Raw genomic sequence first — 25,311 nt, forward strand, 5'->3', positions numbered from 1 at the left:
CTCAACGATGAACCACGCCCGGGAGTACGCAGAGCATTTCGTACAGCAGGTTGGCGGCCAGCAGCGAGGTATTTCCGGTGGTGTCGTAAGCGGGCGAGACTTCTACCAGATCGCAACCGACCAGGTCGAGGCCTTGGCAGCCACGCACGATCTCGATCGCTTGAATGGTCGTCAGGCCGCCGATCTCCGGGGTACCGGTGCCCGGAGCCCAGGCCGGATCGATGCCGTCAATGTCAAAACTCAGGTACACCGGACCGCCACCGACTTTCTCCCGAACTTCAGCCATCAGCGGCGCGAGGGATTTGTGCCAGCACTCTTCTGCCTGGACGACGCGAAAGCCCTGGTTGCGGCTCCAGTTGAAGTCGTCGGCGGTGTAGCCCTGGGCGCGCAGGCCAATTTGCACTACGCGGTCCGGGTCCAGCAGGCCTTCCTCGACAGCGCGACGGAAGGTGGTGCCGTGGGCGATTTTCTCGCCGAACATGTGATCGTTGACATCCGCGTGGGCGTCGATGTGCACCAGGCCGACTTTGCCGTGCTTTTTGTGGATGGCACGCAGGATCGGCAGGGTAATGGTGTGGTCGCCGCCCAGGGTCAGGGGGATCACGTCGTGTTCGAGGATGTTGTCGTAGGACTCTTCGATGATCCGTACGGCGTCCAGCAGATTGAAGGTGTTGATTGCGACGTCGCCGATGTCGGCCACCGACAGCGAATCGAACGGAGCAGCGCCGGTCGCCATGTTGTACGGGCGGATCATTACCGATTCGGCGCGGATTTCCCGAGGTCCAAAACGGGTGCCAGGGCGCAGGGAGGTACCGATGTCCAGGGGCACGCCAACGAAGGCAGCGTCCAGGCCGGCAGCGGTAGGCACATGGGGAAGTCGCATCATGGTGGCGATGCCGCCGAAGCGCGGCATTTCGTTGCCGCCCAGTGGTTGGTGAAGGATCTTGTCCACGGGTTCAGGCCTCATCATTTTTTTGTATTAGGCGCCGATTCTGCGAAATGTAGTGGCGGGGAAGAATCGCTACGGACAAATACTTAGTTCAGGTTTTTCTAAACTAATGCAGAGCACACAGATAGACTGTCGACGCGAACACAACCCCTGTGGCTAGGGAGCTTGCTCCCGCTGGGCTGCGAAGCAGCCCCAAAACCATTACCCCATTGCATCAGATGTAACGCATCAGGCATTTCACGACTGCTGCGCAGCCGAGCGGGAGCGAGCTCCCTCGCCACAAAAGCGACGTACCGAGGAGCTCCCATGGCCAACGCTTTACCTGACCTGAAACTATTGCGCATTTTTGTCAGCGTGGTTCGCCATCAGGGGTTTGCCACTGCCCAGCAGGAGCTCAACCTCTCGACCTCGGCCATCAGCACCTACATGAGCCAGCTCGAAGCTGCCCTCGGCCTGGTGCTCTGCCATCGCGGGCGTGGCGGTTTCAGCCTGACCAGCAAGGGTGAGCTGTTCCATCAGGAAACCCTGCGGCTGCTGGCCGAGCTCGAAGGGTTCGAGCAATATGCCGCAGCGCTCAAGGGCGAGTTGCGCGGCACGCTGAACCTGGGGGTCATCGACTCCACCGTCAGCGACAAGGCCCTGCCGTTCGCCGAGGCCATCGGCGCCTACAGCCAGGAGCACCCGGCCGTGCATCTGCACTTGTCGGTCATGAGCCCCTACGAGCTGCAACTCGGCGTGCAGGACAATCGCCTGGACCTGGCCATAGGCGCGTTTTCCACGCGCATGAGCGGGCTGGTCTACATGCCGCTGTACCGGGAGCAACACTGGTTGTACTGCAGCAGCCGGCATCCGCTGTTCACCGAGCGGCGCATCCCTGAGCAGGTCATCACCCAGCAGCGCATGGTCGGTCGGGGCTACTGGAGCCAGGCGGAACTGGCGCGGCACGGCTTCAAACACAGCGCTGCCACGGTGGAGAGTATGGAAGCGCAGTTGATCCTGGTGTTGTCGGGTGCATACATCGGCTACCTGCCCGAACACTACGCCCAGGCCTGGGCCGACAAGGGTGATCTGCGGGTGTTGCTGCCGGCGACCTTTGGTTACCAGGCGCCTTTTTCCATGATCGTGCGCCGTGGTCGCAGCCGCGAACCGTTGATCCAGACGTTCCGCGACCTTCTGAAAGCGCAACTCAATCAGGCTTGAAATAATGTCCAGAAACCATTGCCCGCGCTGCCTGCGCCCAGAAGCCCATTGCCTTTGCCCCTTGATCCCGAGTCTCGACAGCCGAACCCGGGTGCTGGTGCTGCAGCATCCGAGTGAAGTGAGCCACGCGTTGAATACTGCACGGTTGGCTGCGCTTGGCCTGACCAATGCCGTGTTGATCGTCGGTGAAGTGTTTGCGGATCTGCCGGCTCTGTTGAATCAGCCGGGGTACCAGGCGCGGCTGCTGTTTCCGGGCGAGGATGCGCAAACGTTGCAGGGCTATGTCGCGGATGATCAGGCGCTATTGCTGGTGGTCCCGGACGGTACCTGGCGCAAGGCGCGCAAGATGCTGCACCTCAACCCGCAGCTGGCGGCGTTGCCCAGGGTGACGCTGGCGCAGGGCGGGGTGTCCCGGTATCGACTGCGCAAGGCGCCGGGGCCGGGGGCTTTGTCAACGGTGGAGGCGATTGTGCAGGCGTTGCAGGTGCTGGAAGCGCCGAGTTCTTTTGAGCCGCTGCTGAAGCCGTTCGAGGCGTTGATCGAGGGACAGATTGCGGCGATGGGGGAGGAGGTTTTTTTGCGTAATCATGGGCCGAAGTAGGTGTTGCCCGCGAAGACGGTAGACCTATCACCACAACTCCAGGCCAGACCTACCGCTCGCGCATCGCCTCGGTCCGCGCCTTCAGCACAGGCTTGAGCAGGTAATCCAGCACACTCTTCTCCCCGGTGATGATATCCACCGTCGCCACCATCCCCGGAATGATCAGCAATGGCTTGACATCCCCACCCAGGTGATTCTTGTCGGTGCGCACCTGAATCAGATAAAAGCTGTTGCCCTTGTCATCGGTGATGGTGTCCGCGCCAATCAACTCCAGCTTCGCCTTCAACCCGCCATAGATCGTGTAGTCGTAGGCACTGAATTTAACCATCGCCCGCTGCCCAGGATGCAGGAACGCCACGTCCTGCGGACGGACCTTGGCCTCGATCAGCAGGTTGTCTTCCAGCGGCACGATTTCCATCATGTCGCTACCTGGTTGGACCACGCCACCGATGGTGTTGACCTTGAGCACCTTGATAATCCCGTGAACCGGCGAGACAACAGTGGTGCGGGTTACGCGGTCGTCGATGGCGATGCTCGAAGCGGTGATTTTCGACAGGTCGGTGCGTTTCTCGTTGAGCTCCTTGGCGGCGTCCGAACGGAAGGATTGTTCGGACTCGTCGATCTTGCTTTTGATTTCAGCGATCGCCGATTCAGCCCGAGGGATGGCCAGGGTCGTGGCATTCAGCGAGCCGCGAATTTCCACCGCGCTGCGCTTGAGCCGAAGGATTTCCACTGGCGACACCGCACCGGTACCGACCAGCGGAGCGGACATGTTCATCTCTTGTTGGAGTAATGCCAGGCTCGAACTGAATTGCCCTTGTTTCGAGCGAAATTCCGCCAGCTCTTGGGTTTTTTGCCGAAGTTGTTCGCTGAGCGTGCGCTGTTCACTGGCCAGTCGACGCTGCCGTTGTTCATAGAGCGAGCGTTCGTCTTCGGCCACCTGCGGCGCCTTGGCGATCACCTCGGCCGACAGCTTGAAAGGCCGGCCTTCCGCCTCGGCGGACAGGCGTTCAACTTGGGCGGTCAAGGCATACCGATCCACCTCGCTTTCACCCTTATTCGATAAAAAACGCGTGTCGTCCAGGCGCAGCAGGGTATCGCCCTTGTCCACCATTTGCCCCTCGCGGACAAAGATCTCGGTGACGATGCCGCCTTCCAGGTTTTGAATTACCTGAACCTTGCTCGACGGAATCGCCTTGCCTTCACCCATGGTGACTTCCTGGAGCACGGCGTATTTGGCCCAGACCACTGCGCTGACTATCAGCCCGGCTGCCAGCCACACGGTGATTCGCGACCAGCGTGGTGAATCCTGCAATGTCGCGCCGGCGGTCTCCGGCATGAACTCGCTCTCGGCGCTTTTCCTGAAACTGCCGAAGTAACCGCGCGGCTTTGAATCAGACGTGTCGGATGTTGATCGGGCCATGGGCAACTCCTAGACCGCTGCAGAGCCGACGCGGCCCTTGCGCAGTGCATCGATGACCGCTTCTTTTGGACCGTCGGCGACGATCCGTCCGTTATCCAGTACTACCAGCCGATCCACCAGGCTGAGCATGGAGGTCCGGTGGGTGACCAGCAGCAAGGTTTTGCCCTGGACCCAGCCGTGGAGTTTTTGCCGCAGGACGTCTTCGCTGCTGTTGTCCATGGCGCTGGTGGGCTCGTCGAGCAGCATGATCGGCGGATCGAGCAACAAGGCCCGGGCCAGCAGCACGGCCTGGCGCTGGCCACCGGAAAGCAACTGCCCGCGTTCACCCACGGGCCGGTCGAAGCCTTGGGGGTGCTGACGGGCGAGTTCGGTGACGCCGGTGAGTTCCGCTACTTCCAGCATCCGCGCATCACTGATGTAGCGAGCGCCCAGTGTCAGGTTGTCGCGCAAGCTACCGGCCAGCAAAGGCAAGTCATGCGCAACGTAACCAATTTGCTGGCGCAAATCGGCGACGTCGAGTTGTCGCAGATCCAGGCCGTCGAGCAGCAACTGGCCCTCTTCGGGTGTGTAGAAACCCATCACCAGGCGGGCGAGGGTGCTTTTTCCCGAGCCGCTGCGGCCGATGATCCCGATGCGCTCACCGGGTTTCATGCTGAAACTGACGTTGTGCAGCGCCGGGGCACTCTGGCCGTTGTAGTGAAAGGTCACGCCACTGACGTCGAGGGCGCCTTGCAGTTGCGTGCGCTCCAAGGGCCGTTGCCGGGCGTCACGCTCCTGAGGCAGGCCCATCAGCGCGTCGGTACTTTTCATGGTCAGCTGTGCTTGTTGGTAACGCGTGATCAGGCCAGCGATTTGCCCGAGCGGCGCCAGCACCCGGCTGCCGAGCATGTAGGTCGCCACCAGTGCACCGACGCTGAGGTTACCGGCGATGATGCTGTAGACCCCGGCGACGATGGTCGCCATACCGGAAAATTGTTGGATGAACAGGGTGCCGTTGGTGGCCAGGGCTGAGAGATTGCGCGCGTGGCTGTCGAGGCGGGTCAGGGCGCCGTGGGTGGTTTCCCATTTGTGCTGACGTTCGCTTTCGGCGCTGCAAGCCTTGAGGGTTTCCAGGCCACCCAGGGTTTCAATAAGTAGGGCCTGACGTTCCGCACCCAGGGTCAGGCTTTTTTGCACGGTGTCGCGCAGGCGCGCCTGGATAATCATTGCGAAGAGGATGGTGATCGGGAATGCCAGCAATGGGATCACCACCAGCCATCCACCCAGCAGGCCGATCACCACCAGCATCAGCGCGGCGAAAGGCAGGTCGATCAGGCTGGTGAGGGTCACAGCGGTGAGAAATTCACGCAGGCCCTGGAAGTCATGGATGCTCTGGGCAAACCCACCGATGGTGGCGGGCCGAGCTTTCATCGACATGCCGGTGATCCGCTCGAACAAGGTTGCGGAGAGAATCACGTCGGTTTTCTTCCCAGCGGTGTCCAGCAAGTGGGCGCGCACCACGCGCAGGACCAGTTCGAAGCCGGTGCCGATGAGCAGACCGATGGACAGCACCCACAGGGTTGATGTGGCCTGGTTCGGCACGACCCGATCGTAGGTCTGCATGACGAATAGCGGCACCATCAGGCCCAGGAGGTTGATCAGGAAACTCGCCAGGATGGCGTCGCTGTACAGCCATTTGGACAGTTTGAGCGTGTCGCGAAACCACGCTTCCACCCGCGGCACCAAAGGAGAGCGCAGGTCTTCGAGTTCATGGCGTGGCCGGGCAAACAATGCCTGGCCACTGTAATTTTCAGTCAGCTCTTCACGGCTGACCCATTGTTCGCCGCCGTCGGCTTCGCTGGGCAGAATCAGCAACCGGCCATCGTCGCCGAGACGTCGCAGGATTGCCGTGCGACCGTTGCCGAGAATCAGCATGACGGGCAAGTTGAGAGGGGAAATATCTGCCAGCTCCCGGCGCAGCACACGCGCCTGCAAACCGGCTCTGGCTGCTGCGCGGGGCAGCAGGTCGAGGCTCAGGCGTTGTTTGTTCAGGGGTAGCCCGGCACTCAGGCTGGCGCGACTGACTGTCGCGCCGTGGAGTTTGCAGAGGATCAATAGCCCGTCAAGAAGCGGGTCGTCGAAGCCAAGACGCGGATCGACACCAGTGTTGCCGGTTTCCATGCTGGTCAAATTGATCGCTCCAGTTGAACGGGCTGCCACATCCAAACAACACACACACACACATCGCACGGGTAGGAGCTGCCGAAGGCTGCTATCGGTTGATCTTGATCTTGAAAAAAATCAAAAGTTCGTCCGAATGCGGCCCAAGCATCCGGCAGCTCCTACAACGCGAATTACCTCAGTTCAGGCAAGCGGGCCTCGTTCTTCACTTCGCTCTGGGCGATCGCATCGGCAGGCAGCACCACGCGTTGTTTGCTCAGCAACAGACCCATGTTCGACAGGATGCGGTACATCGAGAATTCCTCGGTGTAGCGAACTTCAGTGTAGCGACGGTTGGCGTTGTAGAGCTCGTTTTCACTGTCGAGCACGTCCAGCAGGGTGCGCTGGCCGAGGCCGAACTGGTCCTGATAGGCCGCACGTACACGTTTGGTGGTTTCGGCGTACTCGCGAGCGGTCGGCGTCTGCTTCTTCGCGTTGAGCATGGCATTCCAGGCCAGGTGGATGTTTTCGTTGAGCTGGCGCAGGGCGTTGTTGCGGATGTCCATCGCCTGGTTGATCTGGTGCGCGTTGGACTGCAGGCGGGCCTTGTCGCTGCCGCCGCGGAACAGGTTGTAGTTCATCACCACACCGACCCGCCACTCGTTGTCGTGCCCTTGATCGCCCTGCACGTTGTTGTTCGCACCCACTGCCGCTTCAGCGTCGAAGCGTGGGAAGAACGGCGACTTGGCGACTTCGTACTGGCTCTCTGCGGACTGCACGTCAGCCTGGGCGGATTTCAGGTAAGGGTTGTTCTCTACCATGCTTTGCTGGGCTTCCTGCAGGGAGGCAGGCACTTCGCCGCGAGTCGACGACGGTGTTTCCAGCTCATCCGGCAGGCGACCTACCACGGCGTAGAAGTTCGATTCGGCATCGGCCAGGTCGACTTCAGCGGTGTCCAGGTTGTTCTGCGCCAGTGCCCGACGAGCGGTGGACTGGTCGGCGTCGGCGATGCTGCCGATCCCGCGCTCGGTGCGCAGGCCGATCTGGTCGTTGACGCGAAGGTGAGCTTGCAGGTTGTTCTTGGCCAAGGTCACCAGTTCGCGACGCTTGAGCACTTCGAGGTAGACCTCGATGGTGCGCAGTGCCAGGTCCTGTGCGGTGCCTTGGGCGTAATAGGCCCGGGAATTGACCACGCCTTCTGTGCGTTCGACTTCGTTGGCGGTGTTGAAGCCGTCAAACAGCATCTGCCGCAGGCGCAACTCCGACTGGGTGTAAGTCAGGATCTCCGTGTGGTGATTGCCCTGTGCGCGGGTGCTGGTGTTATCGCTGTAGCCGCGGCCGTAAGCAGCGTTCAGATCGACAGATGGATAGAAGCCCCCTTTGGCGATTTTGACTTCTTCGTTCGCGGACAGCCGCGCATCCACGCGTGAGGCAAGTTCCGGGTGAGTTGCAATAGTGCTTTGGATGGCCTCGGTCAAGGACATCGCCTGGGCCTGAGACGTGCAGGCCATTGCCAGCAAAATCGCGCTGCAGAGGGGGGTTAAAACGCGCATGGGTACATCTCCCTGATTCCTAATGATGCTTATCAGTCGCCAAATATTTGACGGCATTTATAGTGAAAACCGTTTCAAGCATGTAACAACAGAGCTAAGAACATTCTAGAGCAAAGCTAAGAAATATTTCTCATAACTCTTATGCCAAAAAAAACTTATGCGCTCTGAAAAATCCAGCACATTGTTCACTCGTGGAACCCTTGTATTACGAGCTCTAGGGAGCTTGCAAGGGCAAATCGAAAGTTCCATCCATTTATCGACAACGGACGATGAAGTGCTGGAGGGGAAGGAGGCGGGGCAGTTTGGGGGTGACGTTTTTCTGTCACTTTGCTGGTTCAGGACTGTTACGCATCGCTGGCAGGTGATCATTTTCGCCGATTAGTAGCCCAAAGCCATTGAATATATTGGGTTTATTTGAATCAGGCGCTGATCGCCCACGAGCGACAGGCTTGGCGAGAATGTCGCCAGGGCCAACGGTTTCTTCGGGATTACCCCAGGAAAAAATCGTAGCCCGGCACACGATCCACCCGGCGACTGGCTTTACCCATGAGCACAATCTTCGCAAAAAACAGGTTGCCGGCAACGGTTGGCAGCGGAGGAAATGCACATGGCTACGCTTATCGGTATCGTCACTAAAGTCATTGGTCAGGTAGTTGCTGTAGCGGGTGATGGCACCCGACGCGCGCTGGTCGAAGGCGATCGGCTGTTTGCCGGCGATCAATTGGTCACCGGAGCCGAAGGGGCGGTGGCGGTGAAGCTGCAGAACGGCCAGGAGCTGACGCTTGGGCGTGGCAGCAGCTTGCAAATGACCTCCCAACTGCTCGCGCATCAAGTGCCCCACGTGCAGTCCTCGGAGGTGGTGACACCCAGCGAAGCGCAGTTGACTGACGTCGAACGACTGCAGAAAGCCATTGCCGCTGGCGACGACCCGACCCAAACCGCTGAAGCCACTGCAGCCGGGCCCACGGGCACTAACGCTTCCGGAGCACTGGGAGGCGGCCACAGTTTTGTCCAGCTCCAGGAAGTCGCAGGCCGGGTCGATCCGACCGTTGGCTTCCCGACTGTAGGATTCAACGGCATTCCAGAGTTTCCGCTGGAGCGCATCTTCAATGATCCCGACAACAACCTCGCCGACGTCACACCTCCCGTCGTCGTCCCGCCGCTGGTGGTGAACAACCCCGTTACCCTCGGTGGCCTGAACACCACGGGCGGCGAGCTGACCCTCAACGAGGCCAATCTTCCGGACGGTACTGCCAGCAACCCCTCGGCCCTGACCCAGAACGGCACCTTCACTGTGACGGCGCCCGATGGCCTGTTTAACCTGAACGTGGGCGGTATCAGCGTGTTCAGCGGTGGAGTGGCGGCAGGCTTCCCGCAATCGATCACCACGCAACTGGGTAACACGCTGACGATCACCGGCTATGACCCGGCCACAGGCGTGGTGAGTTACAGCTACACCCTCAATGGCAACGACATCCATCCGGCGGGTGATGGCGCGAACTCGCTCAGCGAACAGTTCACCGTGGTAGCGGGCGACGCCAATGGCGACACGGCTACTGGCTTCCTGGACATCAACATTACCGACGATGCGCCGAAAGCGATCGATGACAGCAATGCAGATACGGCCTCGGAAACCCTGTTGACCCTGACCGGCAGCGTGCTGCCCAACGATATCCAGGGGGCCGACCGCATTCCCACCGGACCCAATAGCGGACCGGTAATTGGCGGTACGTTCACCGGTACCTACGGCACCCTGGTGCTCAATCCGAACGGCACCTACACCTACACGCTAAATCCCAATGACGCGGATTTCAAAGCCTTGCACGGCGGCGGCAGCGGCACGGAAAACTTTGTCTACACCCTGACCGATTCGGATGGTGATACCAGCACTGCCACGCTGGTGCTGAACATTCACAACAACGATGACCCGATTGATATCGGCGGGCTGGGCGTATTCGGCGGCGAGCTGAGCGTCTACGAGAAGAACCTCGGCGATGGCAGTGCTCCAGATTCTGCAGCACTGACCCAAAGCGGCACGTTGACCATCACCGCACTCGACGGCGTGCAGAGCCTGAGCATCGGCGGGATCAGCGTGGTGAGCGGTGGCGTGAGCGCAGGCTTCCCGCAATCGATCACCACCCCGTTGGGCAGCACGCTGACCATCACCGGTTACGACAGCGCAACTGGCGTGGTCAGCTACAGCTACACCCTTGTCGATGCCGAAACCCATGCGAATGCCGACGGCGCGAACAATCTGTCCGAGCAGTTTGCGGTCACCGTGGTCGATGACAACGGCACCATCGCCAATGCCAGTCTCGACGTCAACATCGTCGATGACCTGCCCAAAGCAGTGGATGACAGCAACGCCAATACCGCCTCGGAAACCCTGCTGACCCTCAACGGCAACGTGCTGACCAACGATGTGCAAGGCGCTGACCGGGTAGTGACCGGGGAGAATGCCGGCCCGATTACGCCCGGCACCTTCAACGGGCTCTATGGCACCCTGGTGCTGAACGCCAACGGCACTTACACCTATACGCTCAACACCAGCGACGCAGACTTCAAGGCGCTGCACGGCGGCGGCAATGGCACTGAAACTTTCGCCTACACGCTCACCGATTCCGATGGCGATACCAGTACCGCGAACCTGGTGCTGCAGATCCACAACAATGACGATCCAGTGACCATCGGCGGTCTGAACATCAACGGTGGCGAGCTGACGGTCTACGAGAAAAACCTCGGCGATGGCAGCGCGCCGGATTCCACTGCGCTGACCCAAACCGGCACCTTCACCATCACCGCGCTCGACGGCGTGCAGAGCCTGAGCATCGGCGGGATCAGCGTGGTGAGCGGTGGCGTGAGCGCAGGCTTCCCGCAATCGATCACCACCCCGTTGGGCAGCACGCTGACCATCACCGGTTACGACAGCGCAACTGGCGTGGTCAGCTACAGCTACACCCTTGTCGATGCCGAAACCCATGCGAATGCCGACGGCGCGAACAATCTGTCCGAGCAGTTTGCGGTCACCGTGGTCGATGACAACGGCACCACCGCCAATGCCAGTCTCGACGTCAACATCGTCGATGACCTGCCCAAAGCAGTGGATGACAGCAACGCCAATACCGCCTCGGAAACCCTGCTGACCCTCAACGGCAACGTGCTGACCAACGATGTGCAAGGCGCTGACCGGGTCGTGACCGGGGAGAACGCCGGCCCGATTACGCCCGGCACCTTCAACGGGCTCTATGGCACCCTGGTGCTGAACGCCAACGGCACTTACACCTATACGCTCAACACCAGCGACGCAGACTTCAAGGCGCTGCAGGGCGGCGGCAACGGTACTGAAACCTTCGCCTACACCCTCACCGATTCCGATGGCGATACCAGTACCGCGAACCTGGTGCTGCAGATCCACAACAATGACGATCCAGTGACCATCGGCGGTCTGAACATCAACGGCGGCGAACTGACCGTCTACGAGAAAAACCTCGACTGGGGCACCCAACCTGACTTGCCTGCACTGACCCAGACCGGCACCTTCACCGTAACAGCGCTCGACGGCCTGAATTCCCTGGTCGTGGGTGGCTTCGCGGTGGTGGCCGACGGAGTGGTGGTCGGCTTGCCGCACACCGTGATCACCCCGCTGGGTAACTTCCTGACTATCAACGGGTTCGATACCTCCACTGGCGTGCTTAGCTACAGCTACACCCTGGTGGGCAGCGAGACCCATCCAACGGCCGATGGCGCCAACGGCATTGTCGAGAACTTTGACGTGGTGGCATTCGACACCGATGGCGACTCTGCATCGGGCCAGATCAACGTCAACATCATTGATGACTTGCCGACCGCCAATCCGGACTTCGCTCATGTGCAAGAAGGTGGGACGGTTAGCAACAACGTGCTCGGCAATGACATCGGTGGCTCCGACGGCCCGGCAGTCACAGGTGCCGTGGTCGGCGTGCGCGCGGGCAGCGATACCTCGACCTCCGCCAGCGGCGGTCTCAACACCAACATCAATGGCGCCTACGGTTACCTGACGCTGGATGCCAACGGCAACGCGACCTATCACAGCAACCCGAACACCGTCAGCGGGCCAGGTGCGACCGATGTCTTCACCTACACCGTGCGCGATGCCGATGGCGATGAAAGCACTACCACCATCACCATCGATGTCTGCAACAGCAAGCTCATCGCCGCCACCGATTCCGATGTGACGGTCTACGAAAAAGCCCTCGACCAGAGCAAGGATGGCCTCGACCTGGCGGCCGGCACCGTCGTCGGCAGCGATCCGGGTAATACCGGCGAAACCGCTTCCGGCACGCTGGTGGGCTCGGTCACCGGCGCTGTGGGTGCGATAACCTACGCTCTGGTCGGCAGCGCCATGGGCAGCCATGGGCAGATTCAACTTAATGCCGACGGCACGTACACGTACACCCTGACTTCGCCGGCAAGCACCACCCCGCAGGCCGACGATGGTCCGAACACCCTGAGCGAAACCTTCACCTATCAGGCAACCGATTCCCTCGGCAACATCACCACCAGCACCATCGTGGTAAACATCGTCGATGACGTGCCGAAGGCTGTGGACGACAGCAACGTCAACAATGCGTCGGAAACCCGATTGACCCTCGACGGCAATGTCCTGGCTAACGATGTGCAAGGCGCGGACCTTGTCGCGACCGGCCCGAACACCGGCCCGATCACCCCGGGCACCTTCACCGGCACCTATGGCACCCTGGTGCTGAACGCCAACGGCACTTACACCTATACGCTCAACACCAGCGACGCAGACTTCAAGGCGCTGCAGGGCGGCGGCAATGGCACTGAAACCTTCGCCTACACCCTCACCGATTCCGATGGCGATACCAGTACCGCGAACCTGGTGCTGCAGATCCACAACAATGACGATCCAGTGACCATCGGCGGTCTGAACATCAACGGTGGCGAACTGACCGTCTACGAGAAAAACCTCGACTGGGGCACCCAACCTGACTTGCCTGCACTGACCCAGACCGGCACCTTCACCGTAACAGCGCTCGACGGCCTGAATTCCCTGGTCGTGGGTGGCTTCGCGGTGGTGGCCGACGGAGTGGTGGTCGGCTTGCCGCACACCGTGATCACCCCGCTGGGTAACTTCCTGACTATCAACGGGTTCGATACCTCCACTGGCGTGCTTAGCTACAGCTACACCCTGGTGGGCAGCGAGACCCATCCAACGGCCGATGGCGCCAACGGCATTGTCGAGAACTTTGACGTGGTGGCATTCGACACCGATGGCGACTCTGCATCGGGCCAGATCAACGTCAACATCATTGATGACTTGCCGACCGCCAATCCGGACTTCGCTCATGTGCAAGAAGGTGGGACGGTTAGCAACAACGTGCTCGGCAATGACATCGGTGGCTCCGACGGCCCGGCAGTCACAGGTGCCGTGGTCGGCGTGCGCGCGGGCAGCGATACCTCGACCTCCGCCAGCGGCGGTCTCAACACCAACATCAATGGCGCCTACGGTTACCTGACGCTGGATGCCAACGGCAACGCGACCTATCACAGCCGGCCGGACTCGGTGGGGGCTCCGGGCGCCACTGACGTCTTCACCTACACCGTGCGCGATGCCGATGGCGATGAAAGCACCACCACCATCACCATTGATGTCTGCAACAGCAAGCTCATCGCCGCGACCGACTCCGATGTGACGGTCTACGAAAAAGCCCTCGACCTGAGCAAGGATGGCCTCGACCTGGCAGCCGGCACTGTCGTCGGCAGCGATCCGGGCAATACCGGCGAAACCGCTTCCGGCACGCTGGTGGGCTCGGTCACCGGCGCTGTGGGTGCGATAACCTACGCTCTGGTCGGCAGTGGCACCGGCGCCTACGGGCAAATGCTCCTCAACCCCAATGGCACCTACACCTACACGCTGACCTCGGCGCCGAAAACTTCGCCCAATGCCAACGACGGGCCGAACAGCCTGAGCGAAAGCTTCACCTACAAGGCTACCGATGCCCTGGGCAACACCAGCACCAGCACCATTGTGGTGAACATTGTCGATGACGTGCCCAAGGCGGTTGCCTCGGAACGCTCGGTGGCGGCGGTGGAAATCGATTCCAACCTGCTATTGGTTATCGACGTATCCGGCAGCATGGCCGATGCGTCCGGCGTGCCGGGCCTGTCGCGCCTGGCCTTGGCCAAGCAGGCGATCAGTGCCTTGCTCGACAAGTACGACGATCTTGGCGACGTGAAGGTGCAGATCGTCACCTTCAGCAGCAACGCCACCGACAAGACCGCGATCTGGGTCGACGTGGCTACGGCCAAATCGATCATTTCCGGCCTGACGGCGGGCGGCGGGACCAACTACGATGCCGCCGTGGCTACCATGAAAACCGCGTTCAATACCGCCGGCAAGCTGACCGGAGCGCAGAACGTCGGCTACTTCTTCTCGGACGGTAAACCCAACGAAGGTGACATCAATGCCGCCGACGAAGCTGCGCTGAAAGCCTTTCTCGACGCCAACAACATCAAAAACTACGCGATCGGTCTGGGCAGCGGCGTCAGTAATGCTTACCTCGACCCTGTGGCCTATGACGGCAGCACCCACACCAATACCAATGCGGTGGTGGTCACCGATCTCAACCAGCTCAACTCGGTACTCTCGGGCACCGTGCAGGGGGCGCCGGTCACGGGCACCTTGCTGGAGGGCGGAAACTTTGGTGCCGATGGCGGCTTCATCAAGTCCATCGTGGTCGATGGCACCACGTATACCTACGACCCTAAAGCGCTGGGCAATCAGGGTTCGCTGAGTTCCAGCGGCGGGGACAACCACGGCACGTTCAACACGGCGAACAATTCCCTGAGCGTCGCCACGAATAATGGCGGTACGCTGGTTATCAACCTCGACACCGGTGAATACAACTACACCTCGCAGAAAGCCACGAACGTAGTAATCACCGAAAATATCGGCTTCACCGTCAGCGACAACGACGGCGACCTGGCGAGCTCGACCCTGGTGGTCAAGGTCGTGCCGAACTCCGCGCCGGTGGCCGTCGACGACCACATCATCACCAACGTGTTGTCCGGCAGTGTCGTGGTACCGGGCGAGTTGCTGCTGGCCAACGACACTGATCCCGAAGGCGATACGCTCACCGCAACGCCGACTACCTTCAACACCGGGTGGGCGGCCAAGGGCGCGGACTTCGTCGGCACCGGCGCAATCAACTTCAAGGGCACCACCAATACTGCAGCTAACCAGGTCCTGGCGGATGTGCGTGGGTCCTTCGCGGCCAACACCGCCGCTATGACGGCCTTGCTGGTGATCAGCGGTTACCTGGGCAGCGTGACCAATGCCAACGCCAACGATGAAGACCTCATCACTGTGAAACTCAAAGAGGGTGAAACACTCAACCTGGATCACAACCTGGCAGCGGGTCACATCACCCTGGAGTACTCGCTCAATGGCGGCGCGTTCGTGGCCATTCCCGATGGCGGTACCATCACGGCCGCCGCCGATGGCACCTATCAGATCCACGTGACCAACATCACCAACACCACCGGCGGCGGCGCCAACAATGCCGAGAACTACCAGCTGACCATGACGGTCAACTACGCCGGAGCCCATGACATCACCCCGGACTTCAACGGCGCCTACAGCGCCAACGACACCCATGGCGGTACTGATGCGGCGAATGTGACCATCAGCTATCAGGACGGCCACACCCTCACCGGCACGGCGGGAGATGACGTATTGGTGGCGGGCGCCGGCAACAACGTCCTCAACGCCGGCGACGGCAACGACGTATTGACTGCCGGCACCGGCAACAATGAACTGCACGGCGGCGCCGGCAATGACCTGCTGTTCAGCGGGGTTGGCAATGACCTGCTGGACGGTGGCACCGGCATTGATACCGTCAGCTACGCCCATGCCACCAGCGGTGTCACGGTCGACCTGAGCCTGCTCGCTGCGCAAAACACCGGAGGCGCTGGCACTGACACCTTGACCGGGATCGAGAACCTGACCGGCTCTAACTTCAATGACAGCCTGACTGGCGACAACAACAGCAACATCATTACCGGTGGCCTGGGTAACGACGTCCTCAACGGCGGTGGCGGCGATGATTTCCTGATTGGCGGCCTGGGCAACAACACCCTCACGGGCGGCTCTGGCGCGGATACCTTCCAGTGGCTCAAAGGCAACTCCGGGCATGACGTGGTCACCGATTTCACCCCAGGCACCGACAAGCTCGACCTGTCGCAACTGCTGCAAGGTGAAAACAGCACGGCGGCCTCGCTGGATGATTACCTGCACTTCAAGGTCGTTGGCAGCGGCGCTTCGGTTCTGACCAGCATCGACGTCAGCGGCATGGCCGGCGCCACGCCGAACCAGACCATCGATCTGGCCGGCGTCAATCTCGCTAGCCATTACGGTGTCACGCCGGGAGCGGGTGGCTTGGTGGCCGGGGGGCATGACACGGCGACCATTATCAACGGGATGTTGAACGATCATTCCTTGAAGGTTGATACGGTTTGACCTGAGCGGGTGAGGGGCCGAGACCCGCCATTTCCCGGAAAGGGATGGCGGGTTTTTTGATCACAGTCTCGTTTCACTCGGCAGCGCCTGCAAAACGACGACAGAACTCACATCGGCTCAGGCGGCCCGATCAACCTCCCCATCACCCCATACACCCCCAACTCCCGGATCGTTTCAAACTCTCCCTTTGTCTCGACCATCTCCGCAATCAACGGCAAATCGATACTATTGGTCGCCCGGAAAACCGCATCAATGAACAGGCGCTTGTCACCCTGTCGATCAATACCCCGGATATACGCCCCATCAATTTTCAAATAAGCCAGCCCCAGTTGAGTCAGGTTGCCGATCTGGCTGAAGCTGCCGCCAAAATGCTGCAGCCCGATGCGATAGCCAGTGTCGAGCAGGCTATGACACAAGCGCTGCAACTCTGTCGGCGGTGGAAGCTGACGTTCGTCGATCTCCAGGGTCAGCAGCGGGGCCAGATCGGGTAACGATTCGAGCATGTCGAGGATTTTCGCCAACTGCACCGGATCGCGCAGAGTACTGCCGGAAAGGCTCAATGCCAGCGGCCAGCGGTTGACGATCAGGTAATCCAGGGTCGCTTCGAGCATCACCAGGTCCATGCGCGCCGACCAGCCCAGACGCTCGATCCAGGGCAGGAAATGTCCGGCGGCGATGGCCTCGCCGCTGGGGTCGCGCAGGCGAGCCAGGACCTTGTGGTGCAGCACCTGACTGGTGTCGGCGCATTGCACTACCGGCTGAAAGTACAACTGCATCTTGCCCTGCATCAGGGCTTCGTCGATCCAGGTGCGCCACTCGTGCTGGGACTGGTTCGGCACGCAATCATCGCCGTCCAGGTACATCCACGGCCGCTCGGGGTGTTGCCGGGCCTGGGTCAGGGCCTGATCGAGGCGCAGTACTACCGCACTGGCGGTTTCTCCCGGGTGATAGGGGACGATGCCCAGGTGCGCCACTGGCATGCTGTCACTGTCACCCGTCAAGCGCAGGTTTTCCAGAGTGGCACTGACTTGCGCAGCCAGACGGACCGCCTCCGCCTGGCCCAAGCCTGGCGTCAGCAAGCTGAACTCGCCGCCGCGATTGCGCGCAGCCAGCCAGGTGCGGCGCTCCGGTATTGCGCTCAGCCGCTTGAGCAATTCGGCGACTGCGCTGATCAACGCATCAGTGCGTTGTCCGCCCATGCGTTGGTTGAGGCCGGCCAGATCGTTGATTCGCAGCATCAGTAGGTGACCGTCACTGCTGTGCTCGGCGATCAGCAGATGATCCGCCAGTTGCTCATCCAGTAACCGTCGGTTGGCCAGCCCGGTGAGGCTGTCCAGATAGGATTCGGCGCGCAGTTTTTCGCTACGGGCTGCTTCTTCGGCGAACAGCGCCTTGAGTTTTTCGACCATCTGGTTCATCGCCAGCACCACGCGTTTCAATTCCGGAGTACGGGGCAGTTTCGGCAGGCTGCGAAATTCACGTTTGCTGATGGCTTCGGCCTGTTTGACCATCTTGTCCAGCGGGCGCAATTGCCGGCGCAGCAACCAGCCGCCAAACACCGCACTGAGCAATCCGCAGATGAGTAACCAAATCAGGCTGCCAAGGGTACTGTCCCAGAGCTTGGCCAGGGCGAATCGCGGGTTGCTCAGCACTTCGACCCGGGCGAATTGCTCCCAGCCGCGCATGATCAACGCTTCGCCACCCTGGGGGCGCAGATCGACCAGGCTCAAAAACCAGCCGGGCACACGTTCGCTGCGCGCTGGTGCGCTGCGCTCCAGCAGCACCTGTTCATCGGCAATGCTGACCACGCGGATGCTCGTGAAGTAGCCGCTGTCGAAAATCGAGCTGACCATCAATTCCATCATTGCCGGATCGTGGACTTGCGCAGTCAATGACAACCCCAGTGCCGTCGCTGCGTCCTGGGCGTGCGAGCGCAACTGGCCGAGCATCTGGTCGCGGGAGCTTTCCAGGCTGACAAAAAAGCTGCCGCTGAACGCCACCAGCAGGAACAGGCAAATGGCGAGAAACAATTGTTTGCGCAGTGACATAAAACGCTCCTTGCGAGGGGATTAGCCGTCGCCCACGGCGAGACCTTCTGCCTGCATTTTTTTCAACACATCCTGCCAGCGCGACAGTTTTTTCGAGTCGCTGGAACGCTTGCCACCGTTGGCGCCCGGCAGGTAAAGGCCCTCGGCATTGAAGGCATACACCGGCAGCAAGTCCTTGCGCCGTGAGGCGGGGGAGATCTCGCCGACCAGGTTGTCCAGCACCAACGGATCGGCCGTGGGGCTGCTGTAAAAAGTCAGCACCATGTGCGCCTGGTTCTGGGTCAGGGCTTTAACGTAGGTAATGCGCAGTTTGTCGCTGGGGATGCCGAGATGGCGCAAACTGAAATACTTGGCCAGGGCGTAGTCCTCGCAGTCGCCAGCGCCCTTGATCAGGGATTCGATGGGCGTGGCCCAGTAATCGATCTGGCGCCAGATGCGGGTATCGTCCTGGAAGGTCAGTTGTTGGTTGAAGAAGCGATTGACCGCATTGAGCTGCTCGCGCTCTGGCTGATCCTGTTGACCTTGCAGCAGTTGGCTCCAGGCCTCTATCCGCCGTTGCGCCGGACCGAGCGCACCATATCGGGCCTGGGCTTTTTGCAAGACCTGCGCATAATCCCAGCCGGCAAACACTGAGCCCAGGCCCGGCACCAGCCAAAATGCGAGCAGCAGCCACCCGCCGAACCGAAGTCGGAGCGTTGGCCATCCTGGACTACGCCGGCGACGAGGCATGTCGGGCTGCTCGGGGTGCAGATGGTTGGAGTCTAGGCGGTGTTTGCAGGGGGAGAGGGCAGATCGTCGGTTGGCAATGCAGTTGCAATGGTCAAGAGGGGTTCTGTGGTGAGGCGATCAGGGCTTGCGCAGGGTTTTCTGTTTGAGGATGTAAACGGTCACCAGCACCGCACTGGTCAACATGAAGCCCCGAGCCCATGGCATAGGCACCAGATAGCAGGAAAACACAATGCTCACCCACATCAGCCCGATGGCGTAGACCTTGCCCTTGAGCGGAATCCCGTTGCCGTCAAGGTAGCCACGGATCCACGGCCCAAGACGCGGATGCTCCACCAGCCAATGGTAGAAACGCGGCGAACTGCGGGCAAAACAGGCGGCTGCCAGCAGCAGGAAAGGAGTAGTGGGCAACACAGGCAGGAAGATCCCGATCACCCCCAACGCTACGCTCAGCCAGCCGACGGCCAGCAGCACGTAGCGCAAAATCAGGGAGCGGTTGCCTATGGGGGTGTCCATAGGCAGGACCTTAGTGGTGACGAGGCTTGAGGATGGCCGGTTTTTCGTCAGGCGCGTTGCACAGCAGGTAAAGCGCGGTCAGGGCTTCCGGGATCTGCACGATCATGTCGTCCATCAGGTTGGCATCAGCGGCGATATCGGAGAACTCCGGTTGTTCGTCGAACAGGCCCGAACCGACCATGATCGGCAGCAGCATCTCGCTGACTTCGTCTTCAGCGGTTTCAAACCAGGCCGCTTCGCGCAGGAAAACGCCTTCCATGAAGCCGATGCACCAGCCGCGCAGGTCGGAATCGTCCGGGTCTTCGCCAAGGTCAAGCTCGCAAGGCAGCTCGAATTCTTCATCGGAAGCCAGTTGGCGAGCGATGTGAGCCTTGAGCGCGAGCAGGGTAGATTCGATGGCCTCACGCTCGGTGTCGTCGGCGTAATGCGGCTCTTCGGCGAACAGTGCGTCGATCCATTCGCGGTCTGGAACGGTTTCGGAGCAGATCGACAGGGCCGTGAGGTAACCGTGGGCGGCCACGTAGTCCAGCGCCTCGTCATGCAGTTCATCGGCGTCGAGGAAGACTTGCAGGCGGGTTAATTGCTCAGCGAAGGACATTAAAGGGCTACCTTGGGAATTAAACAGATGCGCGAATTCTAGGCCTTCTTGAGCAGTCAGGCCAGCCGCGCGGCACATTTGCCCGTGGGGCTTGGCGAAACGGTTTGGCATACAACCTTAATGGTGACTGGTACCCCGCCATCGGGATCAGGCTCAATCCCACCGGGAATGCGGTGTTTGTCCTCATGTGTCTACTCAGCGGCACCCTTTGCAGAGGAGGCGTCGGGTATACTCCCGCGTTTTGCGATGCCCTGCTGGCGTCATGGCTGAGATGGACAGCGTCATGCAATCCGCACTTACGATTCGTCGGTGCAGACTGCGCGATTCTGGACCAGCCTTGCAGGGATGTTTCGGTGATTTTTGGAGTTTTTATGCTCGAACAGGCTCAACGCGTCCTCAAGGACATCTTCGGCTACGACAGCTTTCGTGGTCGCCAGGGTGCAATCATTGAGCGCGTGGCCAGTGGTGGCGATGCCCTGGTGCTGATGCCTACGGGTGGCGGCAAGTCCCTGTGCTTCCAGGTGCCGGCGTTGCTGCGCGAAGGCCTGGCCGTCGTGGTGTCGCCGCTGATCGCGTTGATGGACGATCAGGTCGCCACGCTCGAAGAGCTGGGTGTCGCCGCCGCTGCGTTGAACTCCACGCTGAGCGCGGAACAGCAACGGGACCTGGCCAACCGCATCAAGCGCGGTGAAGTGAAGATGCTGTATCTCGCGCCTGAACGTCTGGTTCAGCCGCGGATGCTGGCATTCCTGCAAAGCCTGGAAATCGCCCTGTTTGCCATCGATGAAGCGCACTGCGTATCGCAATGGGGCCACGATTTCCGCCGCGAATACCTGCAACTCGGCCAATTGGCCGAGTTATTCCCCAACGTCCCCCGCATCGCGCTGACTGCTACCGCCGACAAGCGCACCCGGGAAGAAATCGTCGAGCGCCTGCATTTGCAGGACGCCGAGCGCTTCCTGTCGAGTTTCGACCGACCGAACATCTTCTATCGCATCGTCCCCAAGGAGCAGCCGCGCAAGCAATTGCTGGCCTTCCTCGCCGAGCGGCGCAGCGATGCCGGCATCGTCTACTGCCTGTCGCGCAAGAAAGTCGACGAAGTCGCAGTGTTCCTCAGCGAGCAGGGGTTCCCGGCATTGCCGTATCACGCCGGGCTGCCCAACGAAACCCGCGCCCATCACCAGAAGCGCTTTCTCAACGAGGAAGGCCTGATTATGGTGGCCACCGTGGCGTTCGGCATGGGCATCGACAAGCCCAACGTGCGTTTTGTGGCGCACCTGGACTTGCCGAAATCCTTGGAAGCGTACTACCAGGAAACCGGTCGGGGCGGGCGTGATGGCCTGCCTGCCGATGCCTGGATGGCTTACGGCCTGCAAGACGTGGTGATGCTCAAGCAGATGCTGCAGAACTCCGAAGGCGACGAGCGTCACAAGCGCCTGGAGCAGCACAAGCTCGACGCCATGCTTTCGCTCTGCGAAGAAACCCGCTGCCGGCGGCAAACCCTGCTGGCCTACTTTGATGAAGACATGCCGCAACCGTGTGGCCATTGCGATAACTGTGTCGATGGCGTGCAAACGTGGGACGCCACCGAGCCTGCTCGCCAGGCCCTTTCGGCAATCTTTCGCACCGGCCAGCGTTATGGCGTCGGGCATCTGGTGGACGTGTTGCTGGGCAAGGACAACGAAAAGGTCCGTAGCTTTGGGCATCAGCACCTGTCGGTGTTTGGTGTCGGCAAGGGGATGGGCGAGAGCGAATGGCGATCGCTGTTTCGCCAGTTGGTTGCCCGCGGGCTGGCGGACATCGACCTTGAAGGTTATGGCGGCCTGCGGCTGAGCGCCACCTGCCGCCCGCTGCTCAAGGGCGAAGTGACCCTGGAACTGCGCCGCGACCTCAAGCCGCAAACCACCGCCAAAAGCAGCAAGAGCCAGGCGAGCCAGCTGGTTCGCGGCGAGGAGCGCGAGCAGTGGGAAGCCTTGCGCGCGTTGCGTCGCAAGCTTGCCGAAGAACACGGTGTGCCGCCGTACGTCATCTTCCCGGATTCGACTCTGCTGGAAATGCTGCGCAGCCAGCCGGGCTCGATGGCCGAGATGGCGCGGGTCAGCGGCGTCGGCGCGCGCAAGCTGGAGCGTTACGGCGAGGCATTTCTCGAAGTGCTGGGCGGCCAGGCCGAGGCGCCGAAAGTGGTGGCCGACTTGCGCCACGAGTTGATCACCCTGGCCCGTGCAGGCATGACGCCACTGCAGATCGCCGGCCAATTGCAGTGCTCGGAGAAGAATGTGTACACCCTGCTTGCCGAAGCGATTGGCAAGCAGCACTTGTCCCTGGAGCAGGCGCTGGATCTACCCGAGGAGTTGATGGGCGAAATCCAGGATGCATTCCTGGACGGCGAAGGCGAGCTGCCACCGGTCGCGGAGATCGCCGCGATGTTTGCTGGCCGGGTTCCAGAGGGCGTCTTGTATTGCGTCCGGGCTGCACTGCAGTCGGAATTTGAAATTTGAAACAAGCCTTGCTTTGATGTAACGATTCAGTACAAAGCGAGCCTTGCTTCAAGCCATCGACCATGCTTAGCTGACTAATAATTAGGTTTTCTCTATTTCAGTATAAACATGAGTTTTTTATGCCGTTAACCGATCAACACCGCTTTGGCATGCAGTTGGCGCAGATGTCCCGGGGCTGGCGGGCCGAATTGGACCGCCGCTTGGCCGGCTTGGGACTGTCCCAGGCCCGTTGGCTGGTGCTGTTGCACCTCGCGCGTTTCGCAGAGCCGCCAACCCAACGAGAATTGGCTGAAAGCGTTGCCGTAGAAGGTCCGACCCTCGCCCGGCTGCTTGACAGTCTCGAAAGTCAGGGACTGGTGCAGCGCCAAGCCGTGGTTGAAGACCGTAGGGCGAAGAAAATTGTCCTTTGCGCCCCGGCCCGTCCATTGATCGAACAGATTGAAACCATTGCCAACCAACTGCGCCTGGAACTGTTTGAAGGGGTCGACGAGGCGGATTTGAAGATTTGCATGCGTGTTCACGGACACATCCTGGCCAACCTGGAAAAATCCTGACTCATCGCCACTGCAGGACTGTTGAGATACCCCCGTTGGGCGGACGATAAAGAACTACTATGCATAATCGCGTTCGCACCGGATGTGCGAATGCGTACTGGTTGGTTCTGGCTATCTAAGGGATGCTCATGCTCGAGAGTTTGCACGTTGTCTTGCGGTATGGTGCCAGGCTGCTGCTGGTGGGTGGTGCTGTGTGCTTCTCGGCTATGGCTCCCGCGCTGGGATTGGGTGAAATCACCTTGCATTCCGCGCTGAATCAGCCGTTGCGGGCTGATATCGCGCTGGTGGACGCGGCGGGCCTCGAAGAGGGCGACCTCTCTGTCACCTTGGCGACGGCGGACGAATTCAGCCGTGCAGGCGTCGAACGCATGTTCTTTCTCAACGACCTGAAGTTCACGCCGATCCTTAAGGGCAACCGCAGCCTGATCCGGGTGAGCTCCACTAAAGCGGTCAATGAACCCTTCCTGAATTTTCTGGTGCAACTCCATCAGCCCAACGGGCGGGTGCTGCGCGAGTACACGGTGTTGATTGATCCTCCTGGGACGCCGGGGATTTTTCCGGCAGTTGATGAACCCGAAACAACTTCGCCAAACTCTCCGTTCCCGAGTGTCAAACCCGCTGCTGCAACGCCGGCGCTAGCGCCAGCGCAGAAAAAAGCTACAGCGCCTAAACCCGAACCCGTTACCCCGGTAGCGGAAATTGATCCCGTTGCAGAGCAACTGGCCGCCAGCGTGCTGCAAAACCAGGAACTGCAGGCAACCATCACTGATTTGAATTCGCGCCTGCAGGCGCAGGACGAACAGATTGCCGCCCACAAGAAGCAGGTGATCGAACTGCAAACCCGGTTGGCCGAAATGAAACAGGCACCGCCCGCCGCACCTGTTGCCGTGACGCCGACTGCAGTCGTAGTCGAACAGCCTGAGGTCAGCCAGTGGCCAACGATTCTCGGCGTACTGGCCTTGGTAGTCCTGGTGCTCCTGGGGCTGTTCATTCGACGCCAGCGCCAACACCAGCAGGCGGATGAGTTGTCGCAGGAGGTTTCCGCGCCGGCTTCCCGGCATGAGTCGGTACTTGATGATGATGTGGCGATGCAGGCGCCGATGCCCAAATCGGTGGCTGATCAACATGAGGAAACTCCGTCCGGCGACGTGCTTGAGGGCGTGGGCATCTACATGGCCTACGGCCGGTTTTCCGAGGCCGCCGGATTGCTGCGCGAGGCGCTGGCCAAGGAGCCACGGCGCACTGATCTGGCTGTACAGCTGCTGGAAGTATTCGGTAAACAAGGCGACGTGGCGGCGTATGACGCTCAGGAAAACCAGCTGCGCGAATCCGGATATGACCTGCAGATGCTGCAAGAAATTCGTGGCAGGCACCCGAAGATGCAGAGCATGACACCGATGGTGGCTGCGCCGGTTGTCGCTTCAGTGACCAGCGCAGCACCTGTTGTTGCCCTGGGCGATGAGTTCCAGTTGAACCTTGATGACCTGTCGATGGACGCTAATTGGGATCTAATCAGCCCCTTCGAAAACGCCCCGACACCCGATCTTCCAGAAGAGCCCGCGTTCCACTCCAACCTCCATGTCTTGCCTGACGTGTTCGAAATGCGCGAGGAACCGACACCGGAGGAACCCGAGCTGGAGTGGAGTGTGCAAGCGGACTCCCAAGCGCTGGATGACGATTTTCTCGCAGAGTTCGGCGACCCGGACTCATCACTGGAACTTGAGCCCTTGAGCCTGGAACCGGACAATGCCGGCAAACTCGAACAGGCTCAAACCTGCATCGATGACGGCGATCTAGACAGCGCGATTGAATTGCTCAACGAGTTGCTCAAGGACGCCGATGAGCCACTCAAGCAGACCGCACGGAGTTTGTTGGCAGGCATTCGATAAGATCCAAATGTGGGAGACTCTATGTTGCAGGGCAAGCCCGCTCGCACCTTGGACCCGTGTCTCCCACAATCCTGCGCCTGGCTAAGATCGCCTGTG

General features: G+C 60.5%; 14 protein-coding genes. 6 read left to right on the forward strand and 8 right to left on the reverse strand.

The genetic code is table 11. The annotated features are described in order from the left end of the window. Position 1 precedes the first annotated feature (1 nt). Positions 2-952, reverse strand: a complete 951-nt coding sequence (gene speB / locus L9059_RS06425; RefSeq protein WP_045058686.1) for an agmatinase — start codon at positions 950-952, stop codon at positions 2-4. A 303-nt stretch (positions 953-1,255) separates the two neighbouring features. On the opposite strand from speB, the gene L9059_RS06430 reads away from it, so the two are divergent. Both L9059_RS06430 and L9059_RS06435 read left to right on the forward strand, forming a co-directional pair. After that, positions 1,256-2,149, forward strand: a complete 894-nt coding sequence (locus tag L9059_RS06430) for a LysR family transcriptional regulator (RefSeq protein ID WP_045058685.1) — start codon at positions 1,256-1,258, stop codon at positions 2,147-2,149. Between the two features lie 4 nt (positions 2,150-2,153). Then, positions 2,154-2,750: a tRNA-uridine aminocarboxypropyltransferase gene (locus tag L9059_RS06435; protein ID WP_247289383.1), complete on the forward strand. Its 597-nt coding sequence runs from the start codon at positions 2,154-2,156 to the stop codon at positions 2,748-2,750. 49 nt (positions 2,751-2,799) lie between these two features. Here the strand turns inward: L9059_RS06435 and L9059_RS06440 are convergent, their stop codons facing one another. The 3 genes from L9059_RS06440 to L9059_RS06450 form a co-directional block, all read right to left on the reverse strand. After that, positions 2,800-4,173 carry an HlyD family type I secretion periplasmic adaptor subunit gene (locus tag L9059_RS06440; RefSeq protein WP_247289385.1) on the reverse strand — a complete coding sequence of 458 codons (1,374 nt, stop codon included), beginning with the start codon at positions 4,171-4,173 and terminating at the stop codon, positions 2,800-2,802. A gap of 9 nt (positions 4,174-4,182) precedes the next feature. Continuing rightward, positions 4,183-6,342: a type I secretion system permease/ATPase gene (locus L9059_RS06445; RefSeq protein WP_247289388.1), complete on the reverse strand. Its 2,160-nt coding sequence runs from the start codon at positions 6,340-6,342 to the stop codon at positions 4,183-4,185. A gap of 164 nt (positions 6,343-6,506) precedes the next feature. Further along, entirely contained in the window at positions 6,507-7,865 is a 1,359-nt protein-coding gene (locus L9059_RS06450) for a TolC family outer membrane protein (protein ID WP_247289390.1), read from the reverse strand. 607 nt (positions 7,866-8,472) lie between these two features. Between L9059_RS06450 and L9059_RS06455 the strand changes: the two genes are divergently transcribed. Next, the gene (locus L9059_RS06455; protein WP_247289392.1) at positions 8,473-16,386 is read left to right on the forward strand and encodes a retention module-containing protein; all 7,914 of its coding nucleotides are present in this window, start codon (positions 8,473-8,475) and stop codon (positions 16,384-16,386) included. 107 nt (positions 16,387-16,493) lie between these two features. On the opposite strand, the gene lapD is transcribed toward L9059_RS06455, so the two are convergent. From lapD to L9059_RS06475, 4 genes are all read right to left on the reverse strand, one after another. Continuing rightward, on the reverse strand, positions 16,494-18,434 hold the full coding sequence (gene lapD / locus L9059_RS06460; protein ID WP_247289394.1) for a cyclic di-GMP receptor LapD: 1,941 nt from the start codon (positions 18,432-18,434) through the stop codon (positions 16,494-16,496). A gap of 21 nt (positions 18,435-18,455) precedes the next feature. After that, the gene (gene lapG, locus L9059_RS06465; RefSeq protein ID WP_247289396.1) at positions 18,456-19,163 is read right to left on the reverse strand and encodes a cysteine protease LapG; all 708 of its coding nucleotides are present in this window, start codon (positions 19,161-19,163) and stop codon (positions 18,456-18,458) included. A 117-nt stretch (positions 19,164-19,280) separates the two neighbouring features. Next, a complete protein-coding gene (locus L9059_RS06470) occupies positions 19,281-19,676 on the reverse strand; it encodes a YbaN family protein (protein WP_247289399.1) in 396 nt (131 codons plus the stop codon). 10 nt (positions 19,677-19,686) lie between these two features. Next, the gene (locus L9059_RS06475) at positions 19,687-20,274 is read right to left on the reverse strand and encodes a UPF0149 family protein (protein WP_045058676.1); all 588 of its coding nucleotides are present in this window, start codon (positions 20,272-20,274) and stop codon (positions 19,687-19,689) included. 371 nt (positions 20,275-20,645) lie between these two features. On the opposite strand from L9059_RS06475, the gene recQ reads away from it, so the two are divergent. From recQ to L9059_RS06490, 3 genes are all read left to right on the forward strand, one after another. After that, entirely contained in the window at positions 20,646-22,772 is a 2,127-nt protein-coding gene (gene recQ / locus L9059_RS06480) for a DNA helicase RecQ (RefSeq protein WP_247289401.1), read from the forward strand. Positions 22,773-22,891: 119 nt separating this feature from the next. After that, entirely contained in the window at positions 22,892-23,326 is a 435-nt protein-coding gene (locus L9059_RS06485; protein WP_247289403.1) for a MarR family transcriptional regulator, read from the forward strand. A 128-nt stretch (positions 23,327-23,454) separates the two neighbouring features. Further along, positions 23,455-25,215: a motility hub landmark protein FimV gene (locus tag L9059_RS06490; protein WP_247289406.1), complete on the forward strand. Its 1,761-nt coding sequence runs from the start codon at positions 23,455-23,457 to the stop codon at positions 25,213-25,215. Positions 25,216-25,311 lie beyond the last annotated feature (96 nt).

The sequence above is a fragment of the Pseudomonas violetae genome, from assembly GCF_023072615.1.
GTDB lineage: Bacteria > Pseudomonadota > Gammaproteobacteria > Pseudomonadales > Pseudomonadaceae > Aquipseudomonas > Aquipseudomonas violetae.